Here is a 21139-nt window from a genome sequence, read left to right as displayed (position 1 = left end):
GTTCTCCGGTCAGGCGGCGGAGAGTTCAGCGGTGGTCGGACGGTGGAAGACGGTGGGCATGCTCGGCAGTTCCGGCCGGCTGCCGAGGGCGCGGACGAGCGCGGCGACGCCGGCGGCGAGCGGCACGGACGGGCGGTAGCCGAGGGCGCGCAGCTTGCCGATGTCGGCGACGTGCCGGTAGCTGTCGTCGAGCACGCGGTCGTCGCTGCGCAGCCGGGCGGGGCGGCCGGTAACCCGCCCGATCACGTCGGCGAGCTCACGCAACGAGGTCTCCGCGCCGGTACCCAGGTTGTAGACCTCGCCGGACGTGCCGCGCTCGGCGATCACCAGCAGGCCGGCGACGAGGTCGTCGATGTGCGAGAAGTCGCGGGTCTTGCGGTCCGCGTCCCCCACGCTGGGGATCGCGCGCCCGTTGAGGTGCCAGCGCACGAACTGGGACACCTCGCCGCCCGCGCGGCGCGGGTCCTCGCCCGGCCCGTAGATGGTGAAGGCGCGGCCGATGACCGTCGGCAGCCCGAACGACTCGTGCATGCTGTGCGCCACGTGCTCACCGGCGAGCTTCGAGGCGCCGTACGGCAGGAACGGGCGCAGCGCGTGCGACTCCGGGATCGGTGTCGCTTGTGGACGCCCGTAGACCATCGCCGACGACAGGTACACCAGCCGTTTGACCGGCGTGTTCAGCAGCGCCTCGCAGAGGTTAAAGGTGCCTTCGGCGTTGGTCTCGAAGTCGAAGCGGGGCCGGTCGACGGAGAGGGTACCGCTGGCGTTGCCGGCGAGGTGGAACACGACGTCGGCCGGCCGGAGCGCGGTGCGCACCGAACGCGGGTCGCGCAGGTCGACGGCGCGGTGCTCGACGTTGGGACGTGGTCGGGCGCCGCCGGCGGTCCCGGTGGCGATGTCGAGGACGGTCACCTTGACCCCGCGTCGGGCCAGGGTGCGGACGAGGTGCGAGCCGACGAAGCCGAGCCCGCCGGTGACGACGGCGCGGGTTCCGCCGCCAAGTTGCACCGTCTTGGTGGTCATGTGAGTCGCCTTTCGCGTTGGTAGGGGTCGGGGCCGGCCGGCTCAGCGCAGGCTGCCTCGAAAGAACGTGAGGGGCTTGCCGTCACAGGTCGCCGCCGCCTCCGCCACGGCACCGATCACGATCAGGTGGTCGCCGGCGGGCAGCACCTGGTGGACGGTGCAGTCCAGGTACGCCAGGGCGCCCCGGATGATCGGCGCGCCGGTCGCCGCTTCCCGCGCGCCGACCTCTGCGAACTTGTCCACGTGGCGGGCCGCGAAGGTGTCGCAGATCCGTCGCTGGTCCTGGCGCAGGATGCTGATCGCGAAGCAGCCGGCCCGGGTGACCGCGTCGGTGGTGCGGGAGTCGCTGGCCAGGCAGACCAGGACGAGCGGTGGTTCGAGCGACACCGACGTGAACGAGTTGACGGTCATGCCGACCGGCCCGCTCGGCACCGGGGCGGTGACGATCGCCACGCCGGTGGCGAACTCGCCGAGCACCCGCCGCAGGTGGTCGCGTTCCAAGTCATTTCTGGTGGTCGTCATCTGGTACTCCAGGGATTCGTGTGGGTACGACCCGAGTCCCGAACCGGTAGCCCGCAACGGCCGGGCGCAGCGGGCGCAGAGCCACCGCGGCGGCGAAGCCGGGCGCGACAGGTATCTGCCGCCACCAGATGTCCGCCCACCGCCCGGCCCGGCCCGGTCCACAGTGGATGCCGTTGAGTCGGGTGTTTATCCCGGTGCCACCGGCCTTGACGCAGGCCTCCTTGCGGGTCCAGAGCCGGGCGAACGCGCGGCGCCGGCGCGGCTCGGGGAGGCTCGCCAGCCAGGCGCGTTCGCCCGCCGAGCAGGTCCACGCCAGTGCCGAAGGAGGGCGGCCGTCCGGTTCGATGTCGACGCCCACGGCGCCGTCCCGGCTGAACGCGACGGCGACAAGTCCGCCGGCGTGGGACAGGTTGACCGATCCACCGCCCGCCGTGCCGGGCACCTCCGGCCTGCCGCTCGCGGTCACCGTGAGCGGCACATCGTGGGGCGCGCACCGCAGCTGACCGGCGAGGCGGCCACGCAGCAGCACGCGGCCGGTCACGTACTCGGCACGCCGCCGCCCGTGCAGGGCACCGGCCCGGGCCCGCTCGGCCGGTGGGAGCGACCGCGCGAGCCGGTCCAGGACCGGGCCCGGCTCCGCGCACGGGACGGTCCAGACGGTGACCTCGTCCCGGCGTGTCCGCTCCCCCAGCGCGGTCACGGCAGCCTCGCGGTGCGGTCGAGGAGCGCGAGCTTGCCGTTCGCGACGAGCAGGCGGTCGTTGGCGTACATGAGGCTCGCCGAGCGCAGGTCGCGCAGGACCCGTTCGAGGCCGATCGGGGACGACTTCAGGTACCCGTGGCGCAGCCCGACCAGTTCGACGAGGCGGTCGACGGCGGCGTGGGTACGCTCCGCGGCGACCACCTTCAGCTCGTTGACGAGGATCTGGTACGCGGGGTCCTCGACCTCGGCCCGGGACGCGCCGCGGGCCATGACGCGCTCGACGGTGCCGACCACCCGTTCCAGCAGTGCCTCGACGCAGTCGAGGTCGGCACGGACGCCGGCGAGGCGGGTGACGAGGAGATCGGAGCCGAGGTCGAACTGCCGGCGGCCGCGCGGGTCACGCAGCAGACCGATGGTGCGGCGCAGCGCGCCCTGTGCGGCGCCCAGCCACGACGACGCCCAGGCGATGTGACCGGCCGGCACGAACGTACCCAGCGCGACGGTGCGGAAGTCGTCGCCGACGACGTCCTCCGGGCCGATCTCCCCGTCGAGGCTCACCGCGACGCTGTGGGTGCCGCGCATGCCCATCGGGTTCCAGTCGCCGCGCGTCTCGATGTCGAGCTGGGATCGATCGGCCCAGACCAGCCGGACGTCGCCCTCGTTGGCTTCCGATCCGGCGCGCATGGTGACGAGGAAGGCGTCGGCGTGCAGCGCGCCGGTACAGATCGGTGCCTCCCGGCGCAGCCGCAGCCGCCCGACCCCGGCCGGCACCAGCGGCGCCTGGGCGGTCAGCAGGTGGCCGCCCTTGCCCCGCTCGGTCGTCACCGAGGCGACGTACACCTCGCCCCGCGCCACGCGCGGCAGCACCCGGGCGCGTAGCCGGTCGCCGCCGTGCCGCGCGACCGCGGCCACCTGCTGGCAGTGCATCGCCCAGACGACCGCCGTCGCGGTGCAGGCCCCGGCGATCTCGCGGGCGACCGCGGCCAGGTCGGCGAGGCCGCCGCCCATGCCGCCGTACTCGCGCGGCACGAGCAGGCCCATCAACGGTGTCTGGCGCAGGGCGTCGAGGGCGGCGGCGGGAAACTCGCCGCGCTCGTCGACGCCGGTGGCGTGCTCGGCGATGACCGGCAGCACCTCCCGCGCCGCGGCGAGCGGCTCGACGTGCCGGCGACCGGCCGGGGCGGAGACCGCGGTGCTCATGACGCGCCTCCGTCCTGGCCCAGTTCGTCGAGCACACCGCGCAGGGCGGCCGGCGTCGTGAACGTCTGCTCGACCAGGGCCTCGTCGGGCAGCACGATGTCGAAGCTGTCCTCGATGTCGAAGAGCAGGTCGACGGCGGCCATCGAGTCGAGGCCCAGGGAGCGAAGGTCGGCGTCCGGCGCGAGGGGCTCTCCGGCCGGCAGGTACTTCAGGTGGCGGCGCAGCACCTCGTCGAACCGTTCGGTGGCGAGTGTGGTCATGGTTGGTCTCCTTTCTCGTAGGTGCGGCGGATGGACAGCCGGGACACGTCGACGGTCTCGTTCCCGTCCACGACCACCTCGGTGGGTGGTTCGTGGCTGAGGAACCCGATGAGGCTGCCGGTCAGGCCGTACGCGCCGACGTTGGGTACCTCGACGACGTCTCCGGGACGCAGGGCCGGTAGGTCGACGCGCCGGCTCCAGGCGTCCAGCGGTGTGCACAGCGGCCCGACCACGTCGCAGGTCACCGCCGGCTCCGCCGCGCGGTCGCCGGCGTGCAGCTGTGGTACGAGCGGCGGCACCCGGCGCAGCCCGGCCATGCCGCCCAGATGGTTGATCCCGCTGTCGAGCAGGACGAAGGTGCGGCCCTTGGAGGACTTGACGTCCTGGACGGTCGCGGCCAGCCGCCCGCATTCGGCGGTGAGGTAGCGGCCCGACTCGAACAGCACCCGCGGCCCTTCCGGTACGAAGCGGCGGAGCAGGTCGTCGAGCGCGGCCCGCAGCCCCGGGTAGCGGCGCCGGTCGCCGGCTCGGGCGTACGGCGCGGCGAACCCACCGCCGAGGTCGAGGATCTCGATCGGACCGGGAAGCGCCCGCCGCAGCCGCGCGGTGACGGCCAGGGCGGCGTGGAACGTGGCGAGGAGGTCGGCGCCGTCCTCGACGTTGGTGCCCAGGTAGAAGTGCAGCCCGCGGACCCGCAGCTCGCCGTGCGTGAACGCGGCTGGATCCGCCTCCACCTGTGTCGCGTCGACGCCGAACTGCGAGGCGGTGCCGGTCATCGTCAGGCCCGCGCCCGCCGGCCCGCTGTCGCCGTTGACCCGCAGCAACGCGTCCAGCCGGGTGCCGCGGCCGCCGGCCACGTCGCCGAGCCGGTGCAGCTGGGCCGGCGAGTCCACTGAGTACAGACGCACGCCGCGCTCGACCGAGTACTCCAGCTCGGCGACGGTCTTCGCTGGTCCATTGTGGAGTATGTGGCGCGGCGCGACACCGGCGGCGAGTGCGGCGTCCAGCTCGCCGGTCGAGCTGACCTCGACGCCGCAACCCAACCGGTGCAGCTCGGCGATCAGCCGGGGATGCGGGTTGGCCTTCACCGAGTACAGCAGGGAGGCCCGCGCGGGCAGCTGCGCGACGAGGTCGGCGTGTGCCGAGCGCAGCACGGCCAGGTCGTAGTGGTAGAGCGGGCTGCCGAAGCGCTCCAGCAGGGTCCGGGCGCGCATCACGGCACCTCCACGGCGATCTCGCGGAGCCGGTCGCGGTCGACCTTGCGGTTGGTGCTCAACGGCAACCGGTCCAGCACCCGCACCGAGTCCGGCACCTTGGCCGGCTCGAGCCGTTCGCGCAGCCCGGCGAGCACGGCGCCGGAGTCGGCGGTGCCGGTGACGAACAGCCGGGCACCCTCGGCGTCGTCGGCGGGCGGCACCACGGCCGCCTCCGCCACGCCCGGCACATGCAGGGCGGCGGCCTCGACCTCCAGCGTGCTCACCCGGTGTCCGCGGCTCTTGTACACGTCGTCGAACCGGCCCCGGAAGTAGAGGTAGCCGTCCTCGTCCAGCGCGCACATGTCGCCGGTGAACAGGGCGCGTTCGGTGCCGGAACCGAACGGCCGGAACCGGCGCGCGGTCTGCTCCGGCGCCCGCCAGTACCCCGCCATGACGTGCGGGCCGCGGACGACGAGCTCGCCGGTCTCGCCGGGCGGCAGGACCCGGCCGTCCCCGTCGACGACGAGGCACTCCGTGTCCGGCAGCGGCCGGCCCACCGAGCCACGCCGGGTGTCCAGCTCCGCCGGGTCGAGGATCGCCACGCGCTTGCACTCGGTGAGCCCGAACATCGCGTACACGGCGACGCCGGGGAACTGGTCGCGCAGCGCGTCGATCGTCTCCGGCGCCAGCCGCGCACCGGTGTTGGTGACGGAACGCAGCGCGGACAGCCGGGTGGCGCCGTCGCGGCGGGCCAGCCGCAGCAGCGCGCCGGCGAGCGAAGGCACCAGCGGCAGCACGGTGACCCGCCACCGCTCCAGCCGGGACAGCAGGCCGGGGCCGACCTGGCCGGGATCGCCGAGCGCCAGGGTGGCGCCCGCGCGGGCGGCGAGGAAGATCTGGTACAGGGCGTAGTCGAAGGAGAGCGGCAGGTACGTGCCGATCACGTCGTCGCCGCGCAGGTCGAGCCGGCCGGCGATGGCGTCGACGGCGAAGCGCATGGTCCGGTGCGGCGACACCACGCCCTTCGGTGCGGCCGTGCTGCCCGAGGTGTAGATCAGGCAGGCCACGTCGGTGCTGATGCCGGGCCAGCGCACCGGCTCGGCGGCCGGTTCCGCGGCCGGAAGGGCCGCCAGCTCCGCCACCGGGACGGCCGGTTCGGCCGGTATCCGGGCCGGGTCGTCGGTGAGCACCAGCGCCGGCTCGGCGTCGCGCAGGATGTGGCTCAGGTGGAACGGCTTGGTCTCGTTGTTGACGACGACGAACGCGGCGCCGAGGCGGGATGTGGCGTAGACGGCGCAGACGAGGTCCGCGCTGTTGGCCGCCACCAGCAGCACCCGGTCGCCCCGCCGCACGCCTCGCTCGCGCAGCCACGCGGCGGCGGTGTGCGTACGCGCGGCGAGCTGCCGGTACGTCAGCCGGTCCCGGTCGCTGACCAGAGCCAGCCGGTCCGGGGTGCTGGCGGTCGCCGCGTCCAGGAGCGCGTGCAGCGACTGTTGCGGTGCCTCCATGGTCACCCTCCTTCACGGGTACCGGCGGCCGCGGGCGAGGCCGTCAGGCTGTGCTCGACCGCGGCGGCGAGGGTGCCGGCGGTGGTGAACGTTTCCGGGACGAGCAGTTCGGGTTCGAGTTCGAGGTCGAGCTCCCGCTCGATCCGGTCCACGACGGCGACGATGGCGAGCGAGTCGAAGCCGGGCTGGTCGAGCAGCGGCTCGTCGGCGCTCACCGGGCGGCCCAGCCGTCCGCTCACCACGGCGGCGACGTAGGCCGCCACGTCGTCGGGTCGGCCGCGGTTCATGACATCCTCCCGGTGAGCTGGCCGGCGAGTTCCCGGCGCGCGATCTTGCCGGTGCTGGTGCGTGGGAAGTCGTCGGCGACGCTCACCTGTGCCGGCGCCATGTAGGCGGGCAGCTCCCCCAGGCACCACTGGCGCAGTTCGTCGCCGGTCGCGCCGTCGCTGACGGCGAAGGCGTACAGCAGGTTGCCGTGCTCCGGATGGGGCAGCGCGACCACGGCGGCTTCCCGCACCGCCGGGTGGCGCAGCAGCGCCGCCTCGACGTCGCCCAGCTCCACCCGGAAGCCGCGGGTCTTGACCAGGCCGTCACGCCGGCCGAGGAACCGCAGCGTGCCGTCCGGTGCCCAGGTACCGAAGTCGCCGGTGCGGTGGCAGGTCCAGGAGGAGCCGCCGGCCTCGACCGTGGCGCGCGACGCCGCCGTGAGGTCCGGGCGGTCGAGGTAGCCGGGGGTGCGGCTCGGTCCGGCGACCAGCAGCTCGCCGGCGCGGTCCGGCTCGGTGACCAGGGCCGCACCGTCGAGCAGGAAGATCCGGGAGCCGGCCACCGGGTGGCCCAGCGGGATGCGCGGCAGGTCCAGGTGCTCCGGCCGGACGCGCAGCGCGGTGACGACGTTGGTTTCGATCGGCCCGTACAGGTTGTGCACCTCGGCCCCGGGGATGCGGCTCATCAGCCGGCGCAGCGGCTCCGGGTGGAACTCCTCGCCGGCGTAGAGCAGCAGCCTCAGGTCCGGCAGGCCCCCTTCGGCAAGGTCGGTGCGGTGCAGCAACGCGACGAGGGCGGACGGCACCGCGTACAGGACGGTGATCCGCCGCTCCCGCAGAAACCGCAGCAACGCCTGGGGGAAGAGCACGGTCCGCTCGTCCACGGGGCAAACCGTGGCGCCGCTGCCGAGCCCGGCGTAGATGTCGAAGACCGGCAGGTCGAAGTGGAGCGGCGCGTGCACCGCCACCCGGTCGCCGGGGCGGAGGCCGGCGTACCCGACCGCCCAGTCGACGAACGCCTCGGCGTTGCCGTGGGTGATCACGACGCCTTTCGGCTCGCCGGTCGAGCCCGACGTGTAGAGCACGTACGCGGTGGTGCCGTCGTCGATCGCGGGCGGCGGGACCGGTCCGCCGTCGCCGGCGAACAGGGCGGCGAGGTCGAGCACCTCGACGCCGGGCGCGTGCACCGGATCCCGTGCGGCGCGCTCGTCCACGACGAGGGCGCGGGCGCCGCTGTCGGCCAGGACGAACGCCCGCCGGCTGGCGGGTGCGGACGGGTCGATCGGCACGTAGCTCAGGCCGGCGCGCAGGCAGGCGAGCATCAGCATGATCGCTTCGGGCGACTTGGCGGCGCTGAACGCGACCCGCTCCCCCTCGTCCAACCGCGCGCGCAGTGCCGCGGCGACGGCATCGACATGGTCTTTCGCCTGTCGGTAGGTGATCGCGCGGGAGCCGAACTCGAAGGCGTTTCGGTCGGGCCAGGCGCGCGCGGCGGCGGCGAACCTCTCGTACAGTCTCATGCTCGCGTCTCCTCCTCGGGCGGGCACAGGTGCAGGTGCTCCTCGGCGGCCGTCGCCTCCGCGTCCGCGACAGGGCCGTGCAGCTGGTCGATCGGCGCGAGCGGGACCGGCCGGCCACGGCGGGCGCGCTGCTCGGCCAGGTACGCCAGCTCGCTGGCGCGCCGCCACCGCGCGGTCACCTCGGCCTGGAACCGCGCCGCGCTGTCCGCCAGCCGTGCGTCGTGCCGCGCCGCCGCGACCCGGTCGAGCCATTGCCCGTACCGGGTGCGGCTGCGCAGGCCGAGCCAGCACGTCAGGGCGATCTGTGCCGCGTGCGGCTCCCGCCGGCTCCGTTCGGCGTAGCGGCGCAGGGCGCCACCGTCGGCGATGCCGGCCGCGTTGGTCCGGATGACGGCCAGGTGGTCCGGCGGCGTGGGCACCGCGTCCGGCTCCACAGTGGCCAGTCGGGGCCGCTCGCCGAGAATGCCGGCGAGGGCGTCCGTGTCGATGGTGGCGGTGGTCGGCCGGGCCGGCCCCCACGCGGTGTCGTTGTGGTACGCGTCCGACACCCAGATCCGGCCGGGATGTCCGCCTTCGACGCCGGTGACGACGAACGAGTGTGCCATGTGGACATTGCCGGCGTACGGCAGCCAGTGCATCAGATAGGCGTCGCCGACGGCGAACACAGGTCTGCCGTGCGCGACAAGGTCGGCGCAGGTGTCGGCGGGGTGCCGGCCGGGCTCGGTCTCGTGCCAGGTCACCACGAGGCCGGTGTCGTCGCGCAGCCGCCGCTCGACCGGCTCGCGGGCGAACTCGGGTGGCTCGCCGTCCGCGGTGAGCCGGAACGCCCAGTCCCGGGCGAACGGCGTGAACGTGTCCGCCGCACCCGCGTGCCGCGCGAGCGCCTGCAGGTTGTCGTCGTAGCAGTCGAGCCGGTCCGCGTCGAGTCCGGCGAGGTCGACCGGGATCGGTGTGGCGGTACCTTGCGTTGTCTTCACGACTACCTCACTGAGGGTTGGCGTCGGGCTCTGGTCCGGCGAGCTGCCGCCGCAGCCGGTCCGGCAGCTCGGTGGTGGGCATGAACGCGGCGGTCCATACCGCGCTGAGGTCGAGACCCCGGCCGACCGGGATGTCGCGGCTGGCGTGTAGCACGTGCTTGATCCCGTGCAGGACGTGCCGCTCGTGCGCGGCGATGCCGGCGGCTACGGTGGCCGCCGCCCGGTACACGCCGTCCGCGTCATCGGCGACCGACCAGACGAGTCCAATGTGGAACGCCTCGGCGGCGCTGATGCTGGCTCCGGTCAGGGCGAGGTAGGCCGTGGCACCCTCGCCGACGATCCGCGGCAGCCGCTGTAGCAGACCGAGATCCGGCACGACGTCGATTTCGACCTCGCGCGCGGCGAACGTCGCGTCCGCGGACGCCAGCCGTACGTCGCAGGCCGAGACGAGCTCCAGGGCCGCCCCGACGCAAGGGCCGGCGACGGCGGCGACCACCGGTACAGGGCACGACTCGACGGCGCTCACCGCGTCCTGTATGGACCGGGTCTGCGCCATCAGGGCGCGCCGCGCGGCCGCGCCGTCGTCGCCGCGGCGCATGGTGCGCCGGTACAGCGGCAGGTACCAGCGCAGGTCGAGACCGACGCTGAACACGTCGGACGGGCCGCGCAGCACGATCGCCTTGACCGACTCCTCCTCGCCCAGCTCGGCCAGGACGGCGGGCAGGCGGGTGAACACCGCACCGCCGATCGCGTTGCCGGCGCGCGTTCCGCACAGCGTCACTGTCGCTACCGGGCCCAGGCGGTCCGTTCGCACCGCGGCGGTCGGGAGTGCTGTGGCCGTCTGCTCCATGCCACCAACATCCCCGGCGCTCGTTTAGCGGCGCGCAGAGACGCGGTTTACTCCGGGTTTAGTTGGAGGCGTTCGCGGGCGTAGGCGCGTGCCAGCTCGTCCATCGCGAACCACACGCGCCCGTCGTCGGACATGCCGGCCGGCTCGACGAGGTGTACGTCCACGAGATGGTCCAGGACCTTCTCCGCGACGTCGGTGTCGAGTTCGGACACCGTGGACGCGGCGTGTAGGTCGAAGCGGTCGCCGGGCACCAGGCTCAGGCGACGAAACAACTTTCTGGCCGCCACGCCCAGCCGCTCGTAGCTGGGTGCCAGCCGCGCGCGCAAGGTGAGGTCACCGTGGCTGAGCTCGTCGATCGGGTTTCGTTTGGCGAGCCGGTCGAGCAGGAAGTCGACCGGCCGGTGCTCGTGCAGCACGAGGATGGCCCCGGCGATGCGCAGTGCCAAGGGGAGCCGACCCAACCGGTCGACAAGGTCCCGTACCGCGGCGGCGTCGGCGCTGGCGCGCTCCTCGCCGATGATGCCGGCCAGCATCCGCACCGCGGCGGCCTGGCTCAACGGCGTGCACAACAGGTGCTTGGCGCCTTCGATGCCGGCCAGCGTGGACCGGCTGGTGACGATCACGGCACTCCGCGGACCCGACGGGATGAGGTCGCGCACCTGGTTCTCGGACGCCGCGTCGTCCAGCAGGACCAGCACCCGCCGGCCGTGGGTGGAGACCCGGTAGAGGTCGCGCACCTCGTCCCTGGTCAGGTCGGCGCCCACCGCCGGTAGGCCGAGCGCCTGGAGCGCCTGGCGCAGCGCCTGCTCGGTGGTGAGCTCGCTGAGCGGCAGGAACAGTTGGCCGTCGGGAAACCGGCCGCCGAGCAGATGCCCCACCCGCACGGCCAGGACGCTCTTGCCGATGCCCGCCTTCCCGGAGATGACCACGACCGGGGCGGCCGCCGTCGTCTCCGGCGCGACCGGCTGGGTGACGGCGGACTGGAGGAAGGCCACCTCCCGCTCCCGGGCCACCAGATCGGGAACGTCCACCGGCAGCGGCGCGAGACGCCGGCGCCGGGACGGCGTGACGGCGTGCACGGCGCGCGGCTCGACGGGTAGGTCGTCGGTGAGCACCTGCCGATGGACGCGCTGGAGCTCGGGACCCGGCTCGATGCCCGCGGTGTCGATGAGCGCCTCGCGCCCCTCCCGGTAGGCCGTGAGCGCGTCCGCGCGCCGCCCGGTGGCGTAGAGCGCCTGCATCTGGTGGGCACGCAGCCGCTCCCGCTCCGGGTAGAGCGTCACCAGCGCCGCCAGCTCGTCGACGACCTCCGTGTGCCGGCCGCGCCGCAGCTCGGCCTCGATCCGCAGCTCGGTCGCCGCCAGGCGGCGTTCTTCCAGCCGGCGCGCCTCGGCGGCGATGGACGGCGACCGCTCCAGGTCCGCCAGCGGGTCGCCGCGCCACTTCGCCAACGCGTCGGACAACGCCTCGGCTCCCCGCTCCGGACGACCGGCCGAAAGCTCCACCTGGCCGACCCGAAAGAGGCGGTCGAACTCGTCCCGGTCGAGATCGCCCTCCTCGAGTAGCAGGCGATAGCCGCCCGGCATGGTGCGGATCATTTCCGTCCCGGATGATCCCGGAAGTCGCCGGCGGATGGCGCCGACGTACTGGCGGATGAGATTGGCGGCCGATACCGGCGGCTCGCCGAGCCACAATTCGTCGGCGAGTCTCTCCACCGTGACGAAATGGTTGGCGTTGACGGTCAGGATGGCGAGCAGACGCCGATGTTTCGCGGTGCCAATCCGGTGCGGATGCTCTGGAAAGATCAGATACGGCCCGAGCACGCCGAACTTCACGCTCCACCCCCGACGGTTCCACGCTGGTCTGGCTTTACAAGGCGCGATGGGCGAGCGTTACCCGGATGACGAGATCACATATCTCGATGTCACCGACCGAATGCGCTACGCAGTGTGCCCATAGGACACAAACGGACAATGTACGCCTCGCAACGTCATTGCAGCTCGACGACGGCGCTGGTGCCACTGCCCGGCCGAGACTCCCACTGCCACGTCTCGTCCAGCCGCAGGCGGCCGTCGGCGATAGCGCTCACCGCGGAAACGCAGTGCCCGGTCGAAGTCTGTCCATCGGTGTTGAGCTGGACATAGCGAAAATCCAGCCGGTCACCGTCACGGGTGCCGACGAGGTGACCGCGACGGATCGCACCACCGGAATAGTCGGCCCAGATCTCGCCGTCGCGTTCGTGGTAGGTGAAGACGGTGCCGGTGCCGACCTCGCCACCGGCGACGTCAGCCACGGCCCGAAACTTACGTCCGTCCAGCGAAGGGATCATGGCTGCACCGTACCGGCTGGTCTCAGCGCGATGGCCAGCTGATGAGGCGGCGGGCGATCAGCTCGACGACGAGGACCACGGCGAGCGTCTCGGCGGCCAGCAGACCGATCAGCACCAGCAGCTGCGCCGCGCCGGCCTCGACCGGGGACGCACCACCGAGCAGGACGCCGACGAACGCGCCGGGCAGGGTCACCAGCCCCACCGTCCTGGTCTGGTCGAGGGCCGGCAGCAGCGCTTCGGCGGCGGCCTGGCGGCACAGCAGCAGGACCGCCTCACGGTCGGTGAAGCCGATCGCCATCGCGGCCTCGACCTCGCCGAAGCGGGTGCGGAGGATGTCGATCGTCCGGCGCCCGGCCAGCGAGGTCGCGGTCATGGCACCACCGATCAGGATGCCGGCGATGGGTACCACCGAGATCGGCTCGAGCGGCACCGCACCGGACAGCAGCAGCAGAGCCAGCACCGGGGTCGCCCCGGCGGTCACCGCGAGGCAGGCCAGCAGGGCGCGCCCACCGATCCGGCGGGCCGAGGTCGCGGAGGCGATGGCGAGCATCACGACGACGAACGCGGCGGTCAGCCCCCACGACCGCAGCACGACGACGATGACCGCCGACACGGCAGCCAGTTGGACCGTGGCCCGGACACTGGCGACGACCAGCTGGCGGCTTACCCGAAGCCTGGCCACGACAGCGACGGCCGAGGCGACCGCGACAAGAGCCAGCAGGACGACCACGTAACGCGGGCCGGGCGTGATCGTGCTCTGCGCACTGTAGGAGGCGGTCACCGCTGCCGCACCGTTTTCCTCCTTCTCGCGAACCCACCAGGACCACGTCGTACGCCGGCCGGCGGGTCAGGTGGTGAAGTCGACGTTTTGGGCGAGGCGTAGCTCGCTGGAGTAGTTGACGGTGTTGGTGGCACGGCGCATGTACGCGCGCCACGCGTCGGAGCCGGACTCGCGGCCGCCGCCGGTTTCCTTCTCGCCGCCGAACGCGCCGCCGATCTCGGCACCCGAGGTGCCGATGTTGACGTTGGCGATGCCGCAGTCGGACCCGTCCGAGGCCAGGAAACGCTCGGCCTCGGCGTGGTCGCGGGTGAAGATCGAGGAGGACAGGCCCTGCGGGACGGCGTTGTGCGTCCGGATGGCCTCGTCCAGCTCGCGATACGTGAGCACGTACAGGATCGGTGCGAACGTCTCACCGCGTACCAGATCGGTCTGTGCCGGCATGCGCACGATGGCGGGCTCGACGTAGTAGGCGTCCGCGGCCGCTTCGGCGAGCCTGCGGCCGCCACCGACGAGCACCTCGCCACCGTCTCGGCGCGCCTGGTCGAGGGCTTCACGCTGCCGTTCGTAGGAGGTGGCGCTGATCAGCGGGCCGACCAGCGTGTCCGCCGCGAACGGGTCGCCGATGGGTAGCGCGCGGTAGGCGGCGCACAGCTTGTCGAGCAGCGCGTCCGCGACGTCCGCGTGCACGATCAGGCGCCGCAGGGTCGTGCATCGCTGACCGGCCGTGCCGGCCGCGGCGAAGACGATCGACTGGGCGGCGAGATCGAGGTCGGCGGAACCGGTGACCACGGCCGCGTTGTTGCCACCGAGCTCCAGGATGCTCCGGCCGAACCGGGCCGCGACGCGCGGACCGACCGACCGGCCCATCCGGGTCGACCCGGTGGCGCTGACCAGCGCGACCGGGGGCGCGTCGACGATGTGCTCGCCCATACCGCGGTCGCCCAGCAGCAGCCGGTGTACGTCACGCGGCGCACCGCTGTCGGCCGCCGCCCGTTCCAGCAACGCGGTGCAGGCCAGAGCGGTGAGCGGGGTGAGCTCGGAGGGCTTCCACACCACGGTGTCGCCGCAGACCAGCGCGACCGCGGTGTTCCAGGCCCAGACCGCGACCGGGAAGTTGAACGCGGTGATCAGGCCGACGACACCGAGTGGATGCCAGGTCTCCATCATGCGGTGGCCGGGTCGCTCGGAGGGCATGGTGCGCCCGTACAGCTGGCGGGACAGACCGACCGCGAAGTCACAGACGTCGACCATCTCCTGCACCTCGCCGAGCGCCTCCGAGCGGATCTTCCCGGCCTCCAGCGTCACGAGGTCGGCCAGATCCTCACGGTGCTCGCGGAGAAGCTCGCCGAGGCGGCGGACCAGCGCGCCGCGCACGGGCGCCGGCACGCCGCGCCAGGTGCGGAACGCTTCGTGAGCGGCGGCGATCGCGGCGTCGGCGTCGGTCGGACTGGCGGTGGCGACATCGCACAGGTCGCCACCGGTGATCGGGGTCCGGGCGGTCGACGCGCCCGCGGGGCCGGCGCCCGGCGTCCACGTCGCGCCTGGCGGGACGCCGCACCGCAGGAGCACCTCGCGGGCACGCTCACGCAGATCGGCGGTGCTGGTGATCATCGTCTCTGTCCTCTGGTCGGTGCCGCGAGCGCGCCCTGGCCCAGCCAGACCCCGCGCCGAGCGTCGCGGCGGGTCAGGGTTGGACGAGAAGATACCCGCCGCCGACCGGGGTAGGAAGTCTTCGTCCCAGCTCCGGAGCTCCGGTGTCGCGATCAACTGACGCGACGGCGGGCCCGGTGGTGTGCCGGGCCCGCCGTCGTAGGTGTTCAGCGTTGCAGGGTCAGGAGGCCCGGTCGGTATGGGAGGAGGCCGTAGTCGCCGCCGGAGTTGGGGGCGCGGCCTTGGTAGAGCAGTTGGAGGTTGCAGGGGTCGACGGTCATGGTCTGGTCGGCGTTGCTGCGGATGAGTTCGCCGTGGCTGATGTCGTTGGTCCAGGTGGCGCCGCTGTTGGCCTTGCCGGCGAAGGGATTGCTCTCGCTGGTGGCCTGCGGCGTCCAGGTGCCACCCAGGCTGGTGGCCGTGAACGAGCGGAAGTAGCGGCCCTGCGCGCCGATGGCTTCGACGATCATGAGGTATTGGGTTCGGCCCTGGAGTTTGTAGACCTGGACCGCTTCGAACAGGTTGTTCGTGGTGTCGGTCATGATGACGGTGGCCTGGTTGCCGAAGCTGCCCGGGAAGTTCCCGATCGGCATGCTGGCCCGGTAGATGCGGCCGTTGTCGCCGGCGAAGAACAGGTACATGTTGCTGCTGTCACCGATCAGCGCCTGGTCGATCGGACCGGTGCTGGAGTTGGAGATGGTGGCGGTGGACAGCACCTGCTGAGACGACCAGCCATTCGGATTGGTCGGATCGCTGGAGGTGCGGTAGGAGAACGCGGTCCCACCCCACTGGTAGGCCAGCACCCAAATGTTTCTGGGAGCGAAGTAGAACAACGACGGCGCCACCGTGCCCGACGACATCGCATTCTGGCTGGCCGAGGCCATCTCGGACCAGTTGGAGAAGAGGCCGAAGTTCATCGAGCCCCAGGTGGTTCCGGTGTCGTGGGTGGTGGCGTAGACCAGATGCCGCCCGTTGTACGGGGCGTAGGTGAAGTCCTTGAGCGACACCCATCCCGACCGCGGGTTCGCCAGCGAGCCGGTCGAGGTCCAGCGGTACGTCGACGGCAGAGCACACCCGCTGGGCGGTGGCGTCGTCGGATTAGTCGGCGTCGTCCCGCCGATGCGGACGAGTTGCCACTGCTGGTTGCTGCCGCCCCAGTCCGTGTACTGCACCACGTTGCCGCCGTCGTTGGTCGCGGCACCCTGGATCTCGACCGCCTTGTTGCTGTTCCGGTTGATCAACCGGACGTGGCCGCCGTCCGAGTCGGCCAGCCGGAACTGCTGGTTCGCCCCGTTGTGGTCGGACCATTGCACGATCGCGCCACCGTCCGCTGTGGACCAGTTGTAGACGTCGAGCACCTTGCCCGAGTGGCGGGACTTGAGCCGGTAGTACCCGCCCCCGGAGTCGACGAACTGCCACTGCTGCTGGGCGCCGTCGTTACGCGTCCACTGCGTGATCCGCGCGCCGTCGTTGGTGGCGAGGTTGTACAGGTCCAAAGCCTTGCCACTGTTCCGGTTCACAAGTACATACCAGGCGGTGGTGTCCACAGTGGCCGCCGACGCCGACGTCGCGGCCACCGTGACGAGCGCGCCACCCACGACCACCGCGGCCGCCGCCGCGGCCACCCCACGACGCCACCTCACAGCACGCGCCGACCCGACCGACATAGCGTCACTCCTTTCCGACAACAGTATCGACACCGTCCGTTGTTAGCGTTAACATCTCCGGGCGGCATCCGGGCAGAAACATGTAGGGCTGTACGGCGATAGGTAGCCAACCCGGGCGGTGCGAGTGAGCGCACCGCCCTCATGGGACTGTGAACGAAGACAGTGACCCACGTCAAGATGTTTCGGAAATGTTTCGAAAGAAGTCTTGGCGCGCGGTGACCGTCACGCTAAACCGATTCGCAAGACTCACGACGCACTCACGTCGGTCGCGGTTGACGTCATGGCCGATGTCCGGAGACTGGGTGGTGTGAGGTTTGCGGGCGTCATCGGTGAGGATGAGCCAGACCCGCGCGTGCGATGGCGGGAGCAGGCGCGAGACATGCCGGTGCCGGTTGTCGGCATCACGTCCCAGCCTCATCTGGAGGATTGGGGCGCGATCGGGGTGAGCACCGGCGGCGCGCTGGATTGGTGCGAGGTGAGCATCAGCTACACGCTGTGGCGCAATCCGGACGAGCCCGACGATCCGGCCAACCTCGCCGAGTTGGATCCGGAGCAACGCCACGCGCTGGAGGCGGAGCCGCGCTGGCCCCGACCCCAATGGCTGGTGGAGCAGGTCCGGCGGATGCGCTACCCCATTCTGTGGGAGTGTGTGCGCACCCGGTGGAGCCGGCGGCCGGGCGCGTTCGACACGATCGAGAGCGTGCTGGCCGCACACGTAAACCACGTCCTCGTCAACCAGTTCCGCCAGACCCGCGTGGTGAGCAGCCATCCACCGTCCGAATTGGACAGCCCGGTGTACGAGCGCTGCGTCGACCACGGCATCCCGGTCTTGGTCGACGGCGCCGTCCTGGACGGCTCGCGCATCGACACCGACCCGGACGTGTACGGCGTCGGCGTTGAGCTAGGCGCCCACACGGTAGTCACGGCGGCGATCCCCCGCGACGCACTGCCGCACGTGGAGGTCGCCTTCGCGGTCCGACCGATCTGACCCGATAGCGAAGCCCTGCCCGTCGATGCCTCCCAGCACGCGTCGAGTGGCGTACCGTTGGCCGATGGCCTACGCGGGCTCCCGCACCGTAAACGTCGGCATGTGGCTGCTGCCGGACGACGAAGACGCGTTCGATCTGGCGTTGCGCATGGCGTTTCCGGCGACCGCGTGGCAATGCGGGCAGCCCGGGGCGCCGGGGCTGCACCCGATCCACCTGCACGAGTCGCTGGCGACCGCGATGAGGTGTGGCAGCCGCGGCGTTCAAGCTTTCCTGCACCTGCCAATCGGCGCGCGCCCGCCGGACGGCGTCACCCTCGCAGACGGGGTCACCGTGCCGGACGGTCCTCCGGTCGCCGCGGCCTTTGAATTGTGGCGTTCTTGTCGTCGACATGAGCTCGACAACACCTACTGCGACCACGATCCTGGCTATCGGCACGCCGCGGGCGGCGCGTACTTCGACGTCGGCTGGCTGGACGTCCGCTGGTTCGAGGACGAGGTCGGCGCCGATACGCACCAGCTCCTTCTCCAGCAGGCCCGAGCGATCCGGTCGGTCCTGGTCGCCGCGACCCGACCGGCACGTATCAAGAATCAATTCGGCAAGCCGCTGACCGGTTACCGGATCGGTCACGCGGCTCTGACGATGGTCAGCACTACGGGCATCCGGCTCGGGCGACCTGGCACGGAACGGTTCACGCTCACGTAAGCCCAGGCACGCCTTCCCTGTCGGCGGCTACCTCGGCGGCGAGGGCGGCGACGACGCGGTCGATGTCGTCGTCGGTGGTACCCAGGCCGAAGCTGATCCGCAGCAACGCCGCGGGATCGGCGGCGCAGTCGGCGCCGCCCGCCGCCGTGGTGCCGGTCAGGCGGCGGGCGAGCGGGTGCGCGCAGAACTGCCCGGCCCGCACGCCGATGCCGTGGTCGGCGCCGAGCCGCTCCGCGACCGCCGCGACGTCGTAGCCGGGCAGCGCGAGGGAGACGATGCCCACCCGCGGATGGGCATCGTCGAACAGGCTCACCGGCACCGCGCCCCGCACTGCCGCCAGGCCGGCCCGCAGCCGCCGCAGCAGCTCCTGCTCGCGCTCGTGGATCGCGTCCCGGTCGGTGCCGGTGAGGGCGTCGCACACGGCCGCGAGCGAGACCGCGCCGAGCAGGTTCGGGGTGCCGCCCTCGTGGCGCGCCGGCCCGGTCGTCCAGGTCACCTCGCCGGGGTGGTCGCCGACGGCCGCGCTCGCGCCGCCACCGCGCAGGTACGGCTCGCCGCCGTCCAGCCAGTCGGATCGGCCGACGAGCACGCCGGCGCCGAACGGTGCGTACAGCTTGTGTCCGGAGAACGCCAGGTAATCGGCGCCCAGTTCGGCCATGTCGACCGCCCGGTGCGGCGCGAGCTGAGCCGCGTCGACGACGGTCCGGGCGTGGTGTGCGCGCGCGACGTCGGCGAGGCGGCGTACCGGCCACACCTCGCCGGTGACGTTGCTGGCGCCGGTCACCGCGAAGATCGCCGGCCCCTCGATCCGGTCCAGCGCCCGGTCGAGCAGGTTGGCGGCCGCGTCCGGGTCGGGCGGTGCGGGCAGGCGCACCGGGTTGGGCCACGGCAGCAGGTTGGCGTGGTGCTCACCGTCGAACACGACCGTGGTGGTGCCGGCGGGCAGGGCGTGGGCCAACAGGTTGAGCGCGTCGGTCGTGTTTCGGGTGAAGACGACCGCGTCACCGGCACGCGCGCCGACGAAGTCGCCGACCGCCTGACGGGCCCGCTCGTACTCCAATGTGGACCTGCTGGACCGTACGCCGGCGCCGCGATGCACGCTGCCGTACCAGGGCAGCAGCCTTTCCACCGCCGCGGCGGCGGGGCGGGCGCACGGCGCCGATGCGGCGTAGTCGAGATGGGCGAAGCGGACGGTCGCCCCCGACCGCAGCCGCACGGGCAGATCGGCACCGACGATGTCCAGCGTCATGGGGCAGGCCTCCGAGGCTCACGCTTACCCGCGGCGCGGCTCGGCCACGGGTCTGGTCGTCACCCGGGGCACCCCACCGTGAACACGAGGGTTGCCGGCCAGCGAGCCGGGGCTTGACGCTGGCGCTCTTGACCTTCCCCGGACTATACAAGACCGCCACCGCGGTGGACGGTCGGTGACCTGGCTGCAAGACTCGCCACTGATGACAGTGCTCCGCGGCGCCGCCCGAGTGGCGGGCCTGCTGGTCGTGGTCGTCTGCCTCGGCTACGCCCTGGGCGGCTGCTCCGGCGACCCGGCCGGCCCGGCGGCGAGCAGGCCGGCAGCAACACCGCCGCCGGCTCCTACGGCCTCGCCGACGGCGCGCGGCACGTCCCCCAGCCCGACGCCCACCCGCGTCGGCGCCGCCACCGCCGCACCACAGTGGCTGGGAAAGCGGGTCCTCCCGGTGGGGCCGAACGGGTCCGCCGCGGCCCAGGACACCCCGCCAGAGCTGCGCAACCGGTCCATCATCACGGTCGACGACCTGCCACCGCCGCCCGACGGCCGCTTCCACGCGACCGTGCAGGCGGTGCCCGCCAGCGTGCTGGCCAGGTCCAGCTGGAGCAAGGGCTGCCCGGTGGCCGCGGCGGACCTGCGCTACGTCACGGTCGGCTTCCGCGGCTTCGACGGGCGCGCCCACACCGGCGAGCTGCTGGTCAACAGGCGGGCGGCCGACGACCTCGTCACCGTGTTCCGCCGGCTGTTCGCCGCCGACTTCCCGATCGAGCGGATGCGGATCTCCAGCGCCGCCGACATGAAGGCACCGCCGACCGGTGACGGCAACACGACCGAGGCGTTCGCCTGCCGGCCGGTGCGAGGTCAGACCGCGTGGTCCCAGCACGCCTACGGGCTGGCCGTAGACCTCAACCCGTTCCAAAACCCTTATCACAAAGGCAAAGTGGTGCTGCCGGAGCTGGCCACAGCGTACCTCGACCGGGCCAAGACACGGCCCGGGATGGTGCGGCCCGGCGGGCCGGCCGTGCAGGCCTTCGCCGCGATCGGCTGGCCGTGGGGCGGCGACTACCGATCGCTGAAGGACTACATGCACTTCTCCGCCAGCGGCGGCTGACCCGTCAGACAGGCGAGTCGTCACCCCGGACGCGGGCGTGCAGGTGCATGTCGTGCCGGCCGTCGGAATGGACGGCGGCACTGCGCTGGGTGCCCTCGAGAACGAAACCGGACTTGACCGCCACCCGGCAGGAGGCATTGTTGCGCGTCGAATGATCCAGGTACAGCCGGTGGAAGCCGGCCTCGCCCAGCGCCCATTCGCTCAGGGCGGTCAGCGCGCGGGTGGCGACACCCGCGCCACGAGCGGCCGGTAGCACCCAGTAGGCGCACGCCGCGACACCGTCATCAAGGTCCATCTGGCTCAGGGCGACACGTCCCCACACCTCACCGCCGCCGCGGGTCACCGCCCAGGACGCGGCCGTCTCCCCCGCCCAAGCCTGGCGATAGCCGTCGAACCATTCGAGCACCTGCTCCACGGACAAGGGCTGGCGGGTGTGCCAATGCTGGATGGCGGGATCCCGGTAGGCGCCGAAGAACGCCGGCGCGTCGGGAGCCTCCCAAGGGCGCAACAGCAGACCGCCGGAAGCGGGAAGCACGGGTTGCGGACCGGGGCCGAGGGCGCCGGCCGGGATGGCGGGCGGCGTCGAACGGGTAATCCTCACGCCTCAACCTTTACTTCGATGTTGCCGTTCCGTCACGCG

The 21139-nt window shown here is 72.2% G+C and carries 21 protein-coding genes and 1 riboswitch; of the genes, 3 read left to right on the top strand and 18 right to left on the bottom strand.

Annotated elements, in window-relative coordinates:
- Positions 1-9: 9 nt before the first annotated feature.
- The 16 genes from AC5L36_RS14970 to AC5L36_RS14895 all read right to left on the bottom strand — a co-directional run bounded on the left by AC5L36_RS14970 (position 10) and on the right by AC5L36_RS14895 (position 16451).
- Positions 10-1023, bottom strand: coding sequence for an NAD-dependent epimerase/dehydratase family protein (locus AC5L36_RS14970; RefSeq protein WP_441219100.1), 1014 nt, complete (start codon positions 1021-1023; stop codon positions 10-12).
- A 42-nt stretch (positions 1024-1065) separates the two neighbouring features.
- On the bottom strand, positions 1066-1545 hold the full coding sequence (locus AC5L36_RS14965) for a flavin reductase family protein (RefSeq protein WP_441219098.1): 480 nt from the start codon (positions 1543-1545) through the stop codon (positions 1066-1068).
- Positions 1526-2245 (bottom strand): 4'-phosphopantetheinyl transferase family protein, encoded by a 720-nt coding sequence (locus tag AC5L36_RS14960; RefSeq protein WP_441219097.1) that lies wholly within the window; start codon positions 2243-2245, stop codon positions 1526-1528. Before AC5L36_RS14960 ends, AC5L36_RS14965 begins: the two co-directional genes overlap by 20 nt.
- On the bottom strand, positions 2242-3447 hold the full coding sequence (locus AC5L36_RS14955) for an acyl-CoA dehydrogenase family protein (protein WP_441219095.1): 1206 nt from the start codon (positions 3445-3447) through the stop codon (positions 2242-2244). Before AC5L36_RS14955 ends, AC5L36_RS14960 begins: the two co-directional genes overlap by 4 nt.
- Positions 3444-3707: a phosphopantetheine-binding protein gene (locus tag AC5L36_RS14950; RefSeq protein ID WP_441219093.1), complete on the bottom strand. Its 264-nt coding sequence runs from the start codon at positions 3705-3707 to the stop codon at positions 3444-3446. Before AC5L36_RS14950 ends, AC5L36_RS14955 begins: the two co-directional genes overlap by 4 nt.
- Entirely contained in the window at positions 3704-4921 is a 1218-nt protein-coding gene (locus tag AC5L36_RS14945) for a type III PLP-dependent enzyme domain-containing protein (RefSeq protein WP_441219091.1), read from the bottom strand. The genes AC5L36_RS14950 and AC5L36_RS14945 overlap by 4 nt, the downstream gene beginning before the upstream one ends.
- The gene (locus AC5L36_RS14940; protein WP_441219089.1) at positions 4921-6411 is read right to left on the bottom strand and encodes a class I adenylate-forming enzyme family protein; all 1491 of its coding nucleotides are present in this window, start codon (positions 6409-6411) and stop codon (positions 4921-4923) included. The genes AC5L36_RS14945 and AC5L36_RS14940 overlap by 1 nt, the downstream gene beginning before the upstream one ends.
- Positions 6412-6413: 2 nt before the next feature.
- Positions 6414-6698: a phosphopantetheine-binding protein gene (locus AC5L36_RS14935; protein WP_441219088.1), complete on the bottom strand. Its 285-nt coding sequence runs from the start codon at positions 6696-6698 to the stop codon at positions 6414-6416.
- Positions 6695-8197, bottom strand: a complete 1503-nt coding sequence (locus AC5L36_RS14930) for an amino acid adenylation domain-containing protein (protein ID WP_441219086.1) — start codon at positions 8195-8197, stop codon at positions 6695-6697. Before AC5L36_RS14930 ends, AC5L36_RS14935 begins: the two co-directional genes overlap by 4 nt.
- A complete protein-coding gene (locus tag AC5L36_RS14925) occupies positions 8194-9174 on the bottom strand; it encodes a cysteine peptidase family C39 domain-containing protein (protein ID WP_441219084.1) in 981 nt (326 codons plus the stop codon). Before AC5L36_RS14925 ends, AC5L36_RS14930 begins: the two co-directional genes overlap by 4 nt.
- Positions 9175-9181: 7 nt before the next feature.
- Positions 9182-10024: an enoyl-CoA hydratase-related protein gene (locus tag AC5L36_RS14920; RefSeq protein ID WP_441219082.1), complete on the bottom strand. Its 843-nt coding sequence runs from the start codon at positions 10022-10024 to the stop codon at positions 9182-9184.
- A gap of 47 nt (positions 10025-10071) precedes the next feature.
- A complete protein-coding gene (locus AC5L36_RS14915) occupies positions 10072-11859 on the bottom strand; it encodes an AfsR/SARP family transcriptional regulator (protein WP_441219080.1) in 1788 nt (595 codons plus the stop codon).
- A 155-nt stretch (positions 11860-12014) separates the two neighbouring features.
- Positions 12015-12353 carry an avidin-fold protein gene (locus AC5L36_RS14910; protein WP_441219078.1) on the bottom strand — a complete coding sequence of 113 codons (339 nt, stop codon included), beginning with the start codon at positions 12351-12353 and terminating at the stop codon, positions 12015-12017.
- 22 nt (positions 12354-12375) lie between these two features.
- Positions 12376-13134, bottom strand: a complete 759-nt coding sequence (locus AC5L36_RS14905; RefSeq protein ID WP_441219076.1) for an ABC transporter permease — start codon at positions 13132-13134, stop codon at positions 12376-12378.
- A 66-nt stretch (positions 13135-13200) separates the two neighbouring features.
- Positions 13201-14745 carry an L-piperidine-6-carboxylate dehydrogenase gene (amaB, locus tag AC5L36_RS14900; RefSeq protein WP_441219074.1) on the bottom strand — a complete coding sequence of 515 codons (1545 nt, stop codon included), beginning with the start codon at positions 14743-14745 and terminating at the stop codon, positions 13201-13203.
- A 206-nt stretch (positions 14746-14951) separates the two neighbouring features.
- Entirely contained in the window at positions 14952-16451 is a 1500-nt protein-coding gene (locus AC5L36_RS14895) for a non-reducing end alpha-L-arabinofuranosidase family hydrolase (protein WP_441219072.1), read from the bottom strand.
- A gap of 379 nt (positions 16452-16830) precedes the next feature.
- Between AC5L36_RS14895 and AC5L36_RS14890 the strand changes: the two genes are divergently transcribed.
- Both AC5L36_RS14890 and AC5L36_RS14885 read left to right on the top strand, forming a co-directional pair.
- On the top strand, positions 16831-17439 hold the full coding sequence (locus tag AC5L36_RS14890) for a hypothetical protein (RefSeq protein WP_441219070.1): 609 nt from the start codon (positions 16831-16833) through the stop codon (positions 17437-17439).
- A 64-nt stretch (positions 17440-17503) separates the two neighbouring features.
- The gene (locus tag AC5L36_RS14885; RefSeq protein WP_441219068.1) at positions 17504-18142 is read left to right on the top strand and encodes a hypothetical protein; all 639 of its coding nucleotides are present in this window, start codon (positions 17504-17506) and stop codon (positions 18140-18142) included.
- On the opposite strand, the gene AC5L36_RS14880 is transcribed toward AC5L36_RS14885, so the two are convergent.
- Entirely contained in the window at positions 18135-19391 is a 1257-nt protein-coding gene (locus tag AC5L36_RS14880; RefSeq protein ID WP_441219066.1) for an aminotransferase class V-fold PLP-dependent enzyme, read from the bottom strand. The two genes, AC5L36_RS14885 and AC5L36_RS14880, sit on opposite strands and share 8 nt — an antisense overlap.
- A gap of 15 nt (positions 19392-19406) precedes the next feature.
- Positions 19407-19525: riboswitch (SAM riboswitch) on the bottom strand.
- 41 nt (positions 19526-19566) lie between these two features.
- Here AC5L36_RS14880 and AC5L36_RS14875 point away from each other — a divergent pair.
- Positions 19567-20499 carry a M15 family metallopeptidase gene (locus AC5L36_RS14875; RefSeq protein ID WP_441219065.1) on the top strand — a complete coding sequence of 311 codons (933 nt, stop codon included), beginning with the start codon at positions 19567-19569 and terminating at the stop codon, positions 20497-20499.
- Between the two features lie 4 nt (positions 20500-20503).
- Here the strand turns inward: AC5L36_RS14875 and AC5L36_RS14870 are convergent, their stop codons facing one another.
- The gene (locus tag AC5L36_RS14870) at positions 20504-21100 is read right to left on the bottom strand and encodes a GNAT family N-acetyltransferase (RefSeq protein WP_441219063.1); all 597 of its coding nucleotides are present in this window, start codon (positions 21098-21100) and stop codon (positions 20504-20506) included.
- Positions 21101-21139 lie beyond the last annotated feature (39 nt).

Source organism: Phytohabitans sp. LZ39 (assembly GCF_059359075.1).
This window is presented reverse-complemented; position numbering and strand designations above follow the sequence as displayed.

Coding starts and splice junctions, on each gene's coding strand:
- AC5L36_RS14930 (WP_441219086.1), bottom strand. CDS start 8,197: ATGAGACTGTACGAGAGGTTCGCCGCCGCCGCGCGCGCCTGGCCCGAC.
- amaB (WP_441219074.1), bottom strand. CDS start 14,745: ATGATCACCAGCACCGCCGATCTGCGTGAGCGTGCCCGCGAGGTGCTC.
- AC5L36_RS14940 (WP_441219089.1), bottom strand. CDS start 6,411: ATGGAGGCACCGCAACAGTCGCTGCACGCGCTCCTGGACGCGGCGACC.
- AC5L36_RS14945 (WP_441219091.1), bottom strand. CDS start 4,921: ATGCGCGCCCGGACCCTGCTGGAGCGCTTCGGCAGCCCGCTCTACCAC.
- AC5L36_RS14890 (WP_441219070.1), top strand. CDS start 16,831: ATGCCGGTGCCGGTTGTCGGCATCACGTCCCAGCCTCATCTGGAGGAT.
- AC5L36_RS14910 (WP_441219078.1), bottom strand. CDS start 12,353: ATGATCCCTTCGCTGGACGGACGTAAGTTTCGGGCCGTGGCTGACGTC.
- AC5L36_RS14965 (WP_441219098.1), bottom strand. CDS start 1,545: ATGACGACCACCAGAAATGACTTGGAACGCGACCACCTGCGGCGGGTG.
- AC5L36_RS14950 (WP_441219093.1), bottom strand. CDS start 3,707: ATGACCACACTCGCCACCGAACGGTTCGACGAGGTGCTGCGCCGCCAC.
- AC5L36_RS14935 (WP_441219088.1), bottom strand. CDS start 6,698: ATGAACCGCGGCCGACCCGACGACGTGGCGGCCTACGTCGCCGCCGTG.
- AC5L36_RS14955 (WP_441219095.1), bottom strand. CDS start 3,447: ATGAGCACCGCGGTCTCCGCCCCGGCCGGTCGCCGGCACGTCGAGCCG.
- AC5L36_RS14895 (WP_441219072.1), bottom strand. CDS start 16,451: ATGTCGGTCGGGTCGGCGCGTGCTGTGAGGTGGCGTCGTGGGGTGGCC.
- AC5L36_RS14880 (WP_441219066.1), bottom strand. CDS start 19,391: ATGACGCTGGACATCGTCGGTGCCGATCTGCCCGTGCGGCTGCGGTCG.
- AC5L36_RS14885 (WP_441219068.1), top strand. CDS start 17,504: ATGGCCTACGCGGGCTCCCGCACCGTAAACGTCGGCATGTGGCTGCTG.
- AC5L36_RS14920 (WP_441219082.1), bottom strand. CDS start 10,024: ATGGAGCAGACGGCCACAGCACTCCCGACCGCCGCGGTGCGAACGGAC.
- AC5L36_RS14970 (WP_441219100.1), bottom strand. CDS start 1,023: ATGACCACCAAGACGGTGCAACTTGGCGGCGGAACCCGCGCCGTCGTC.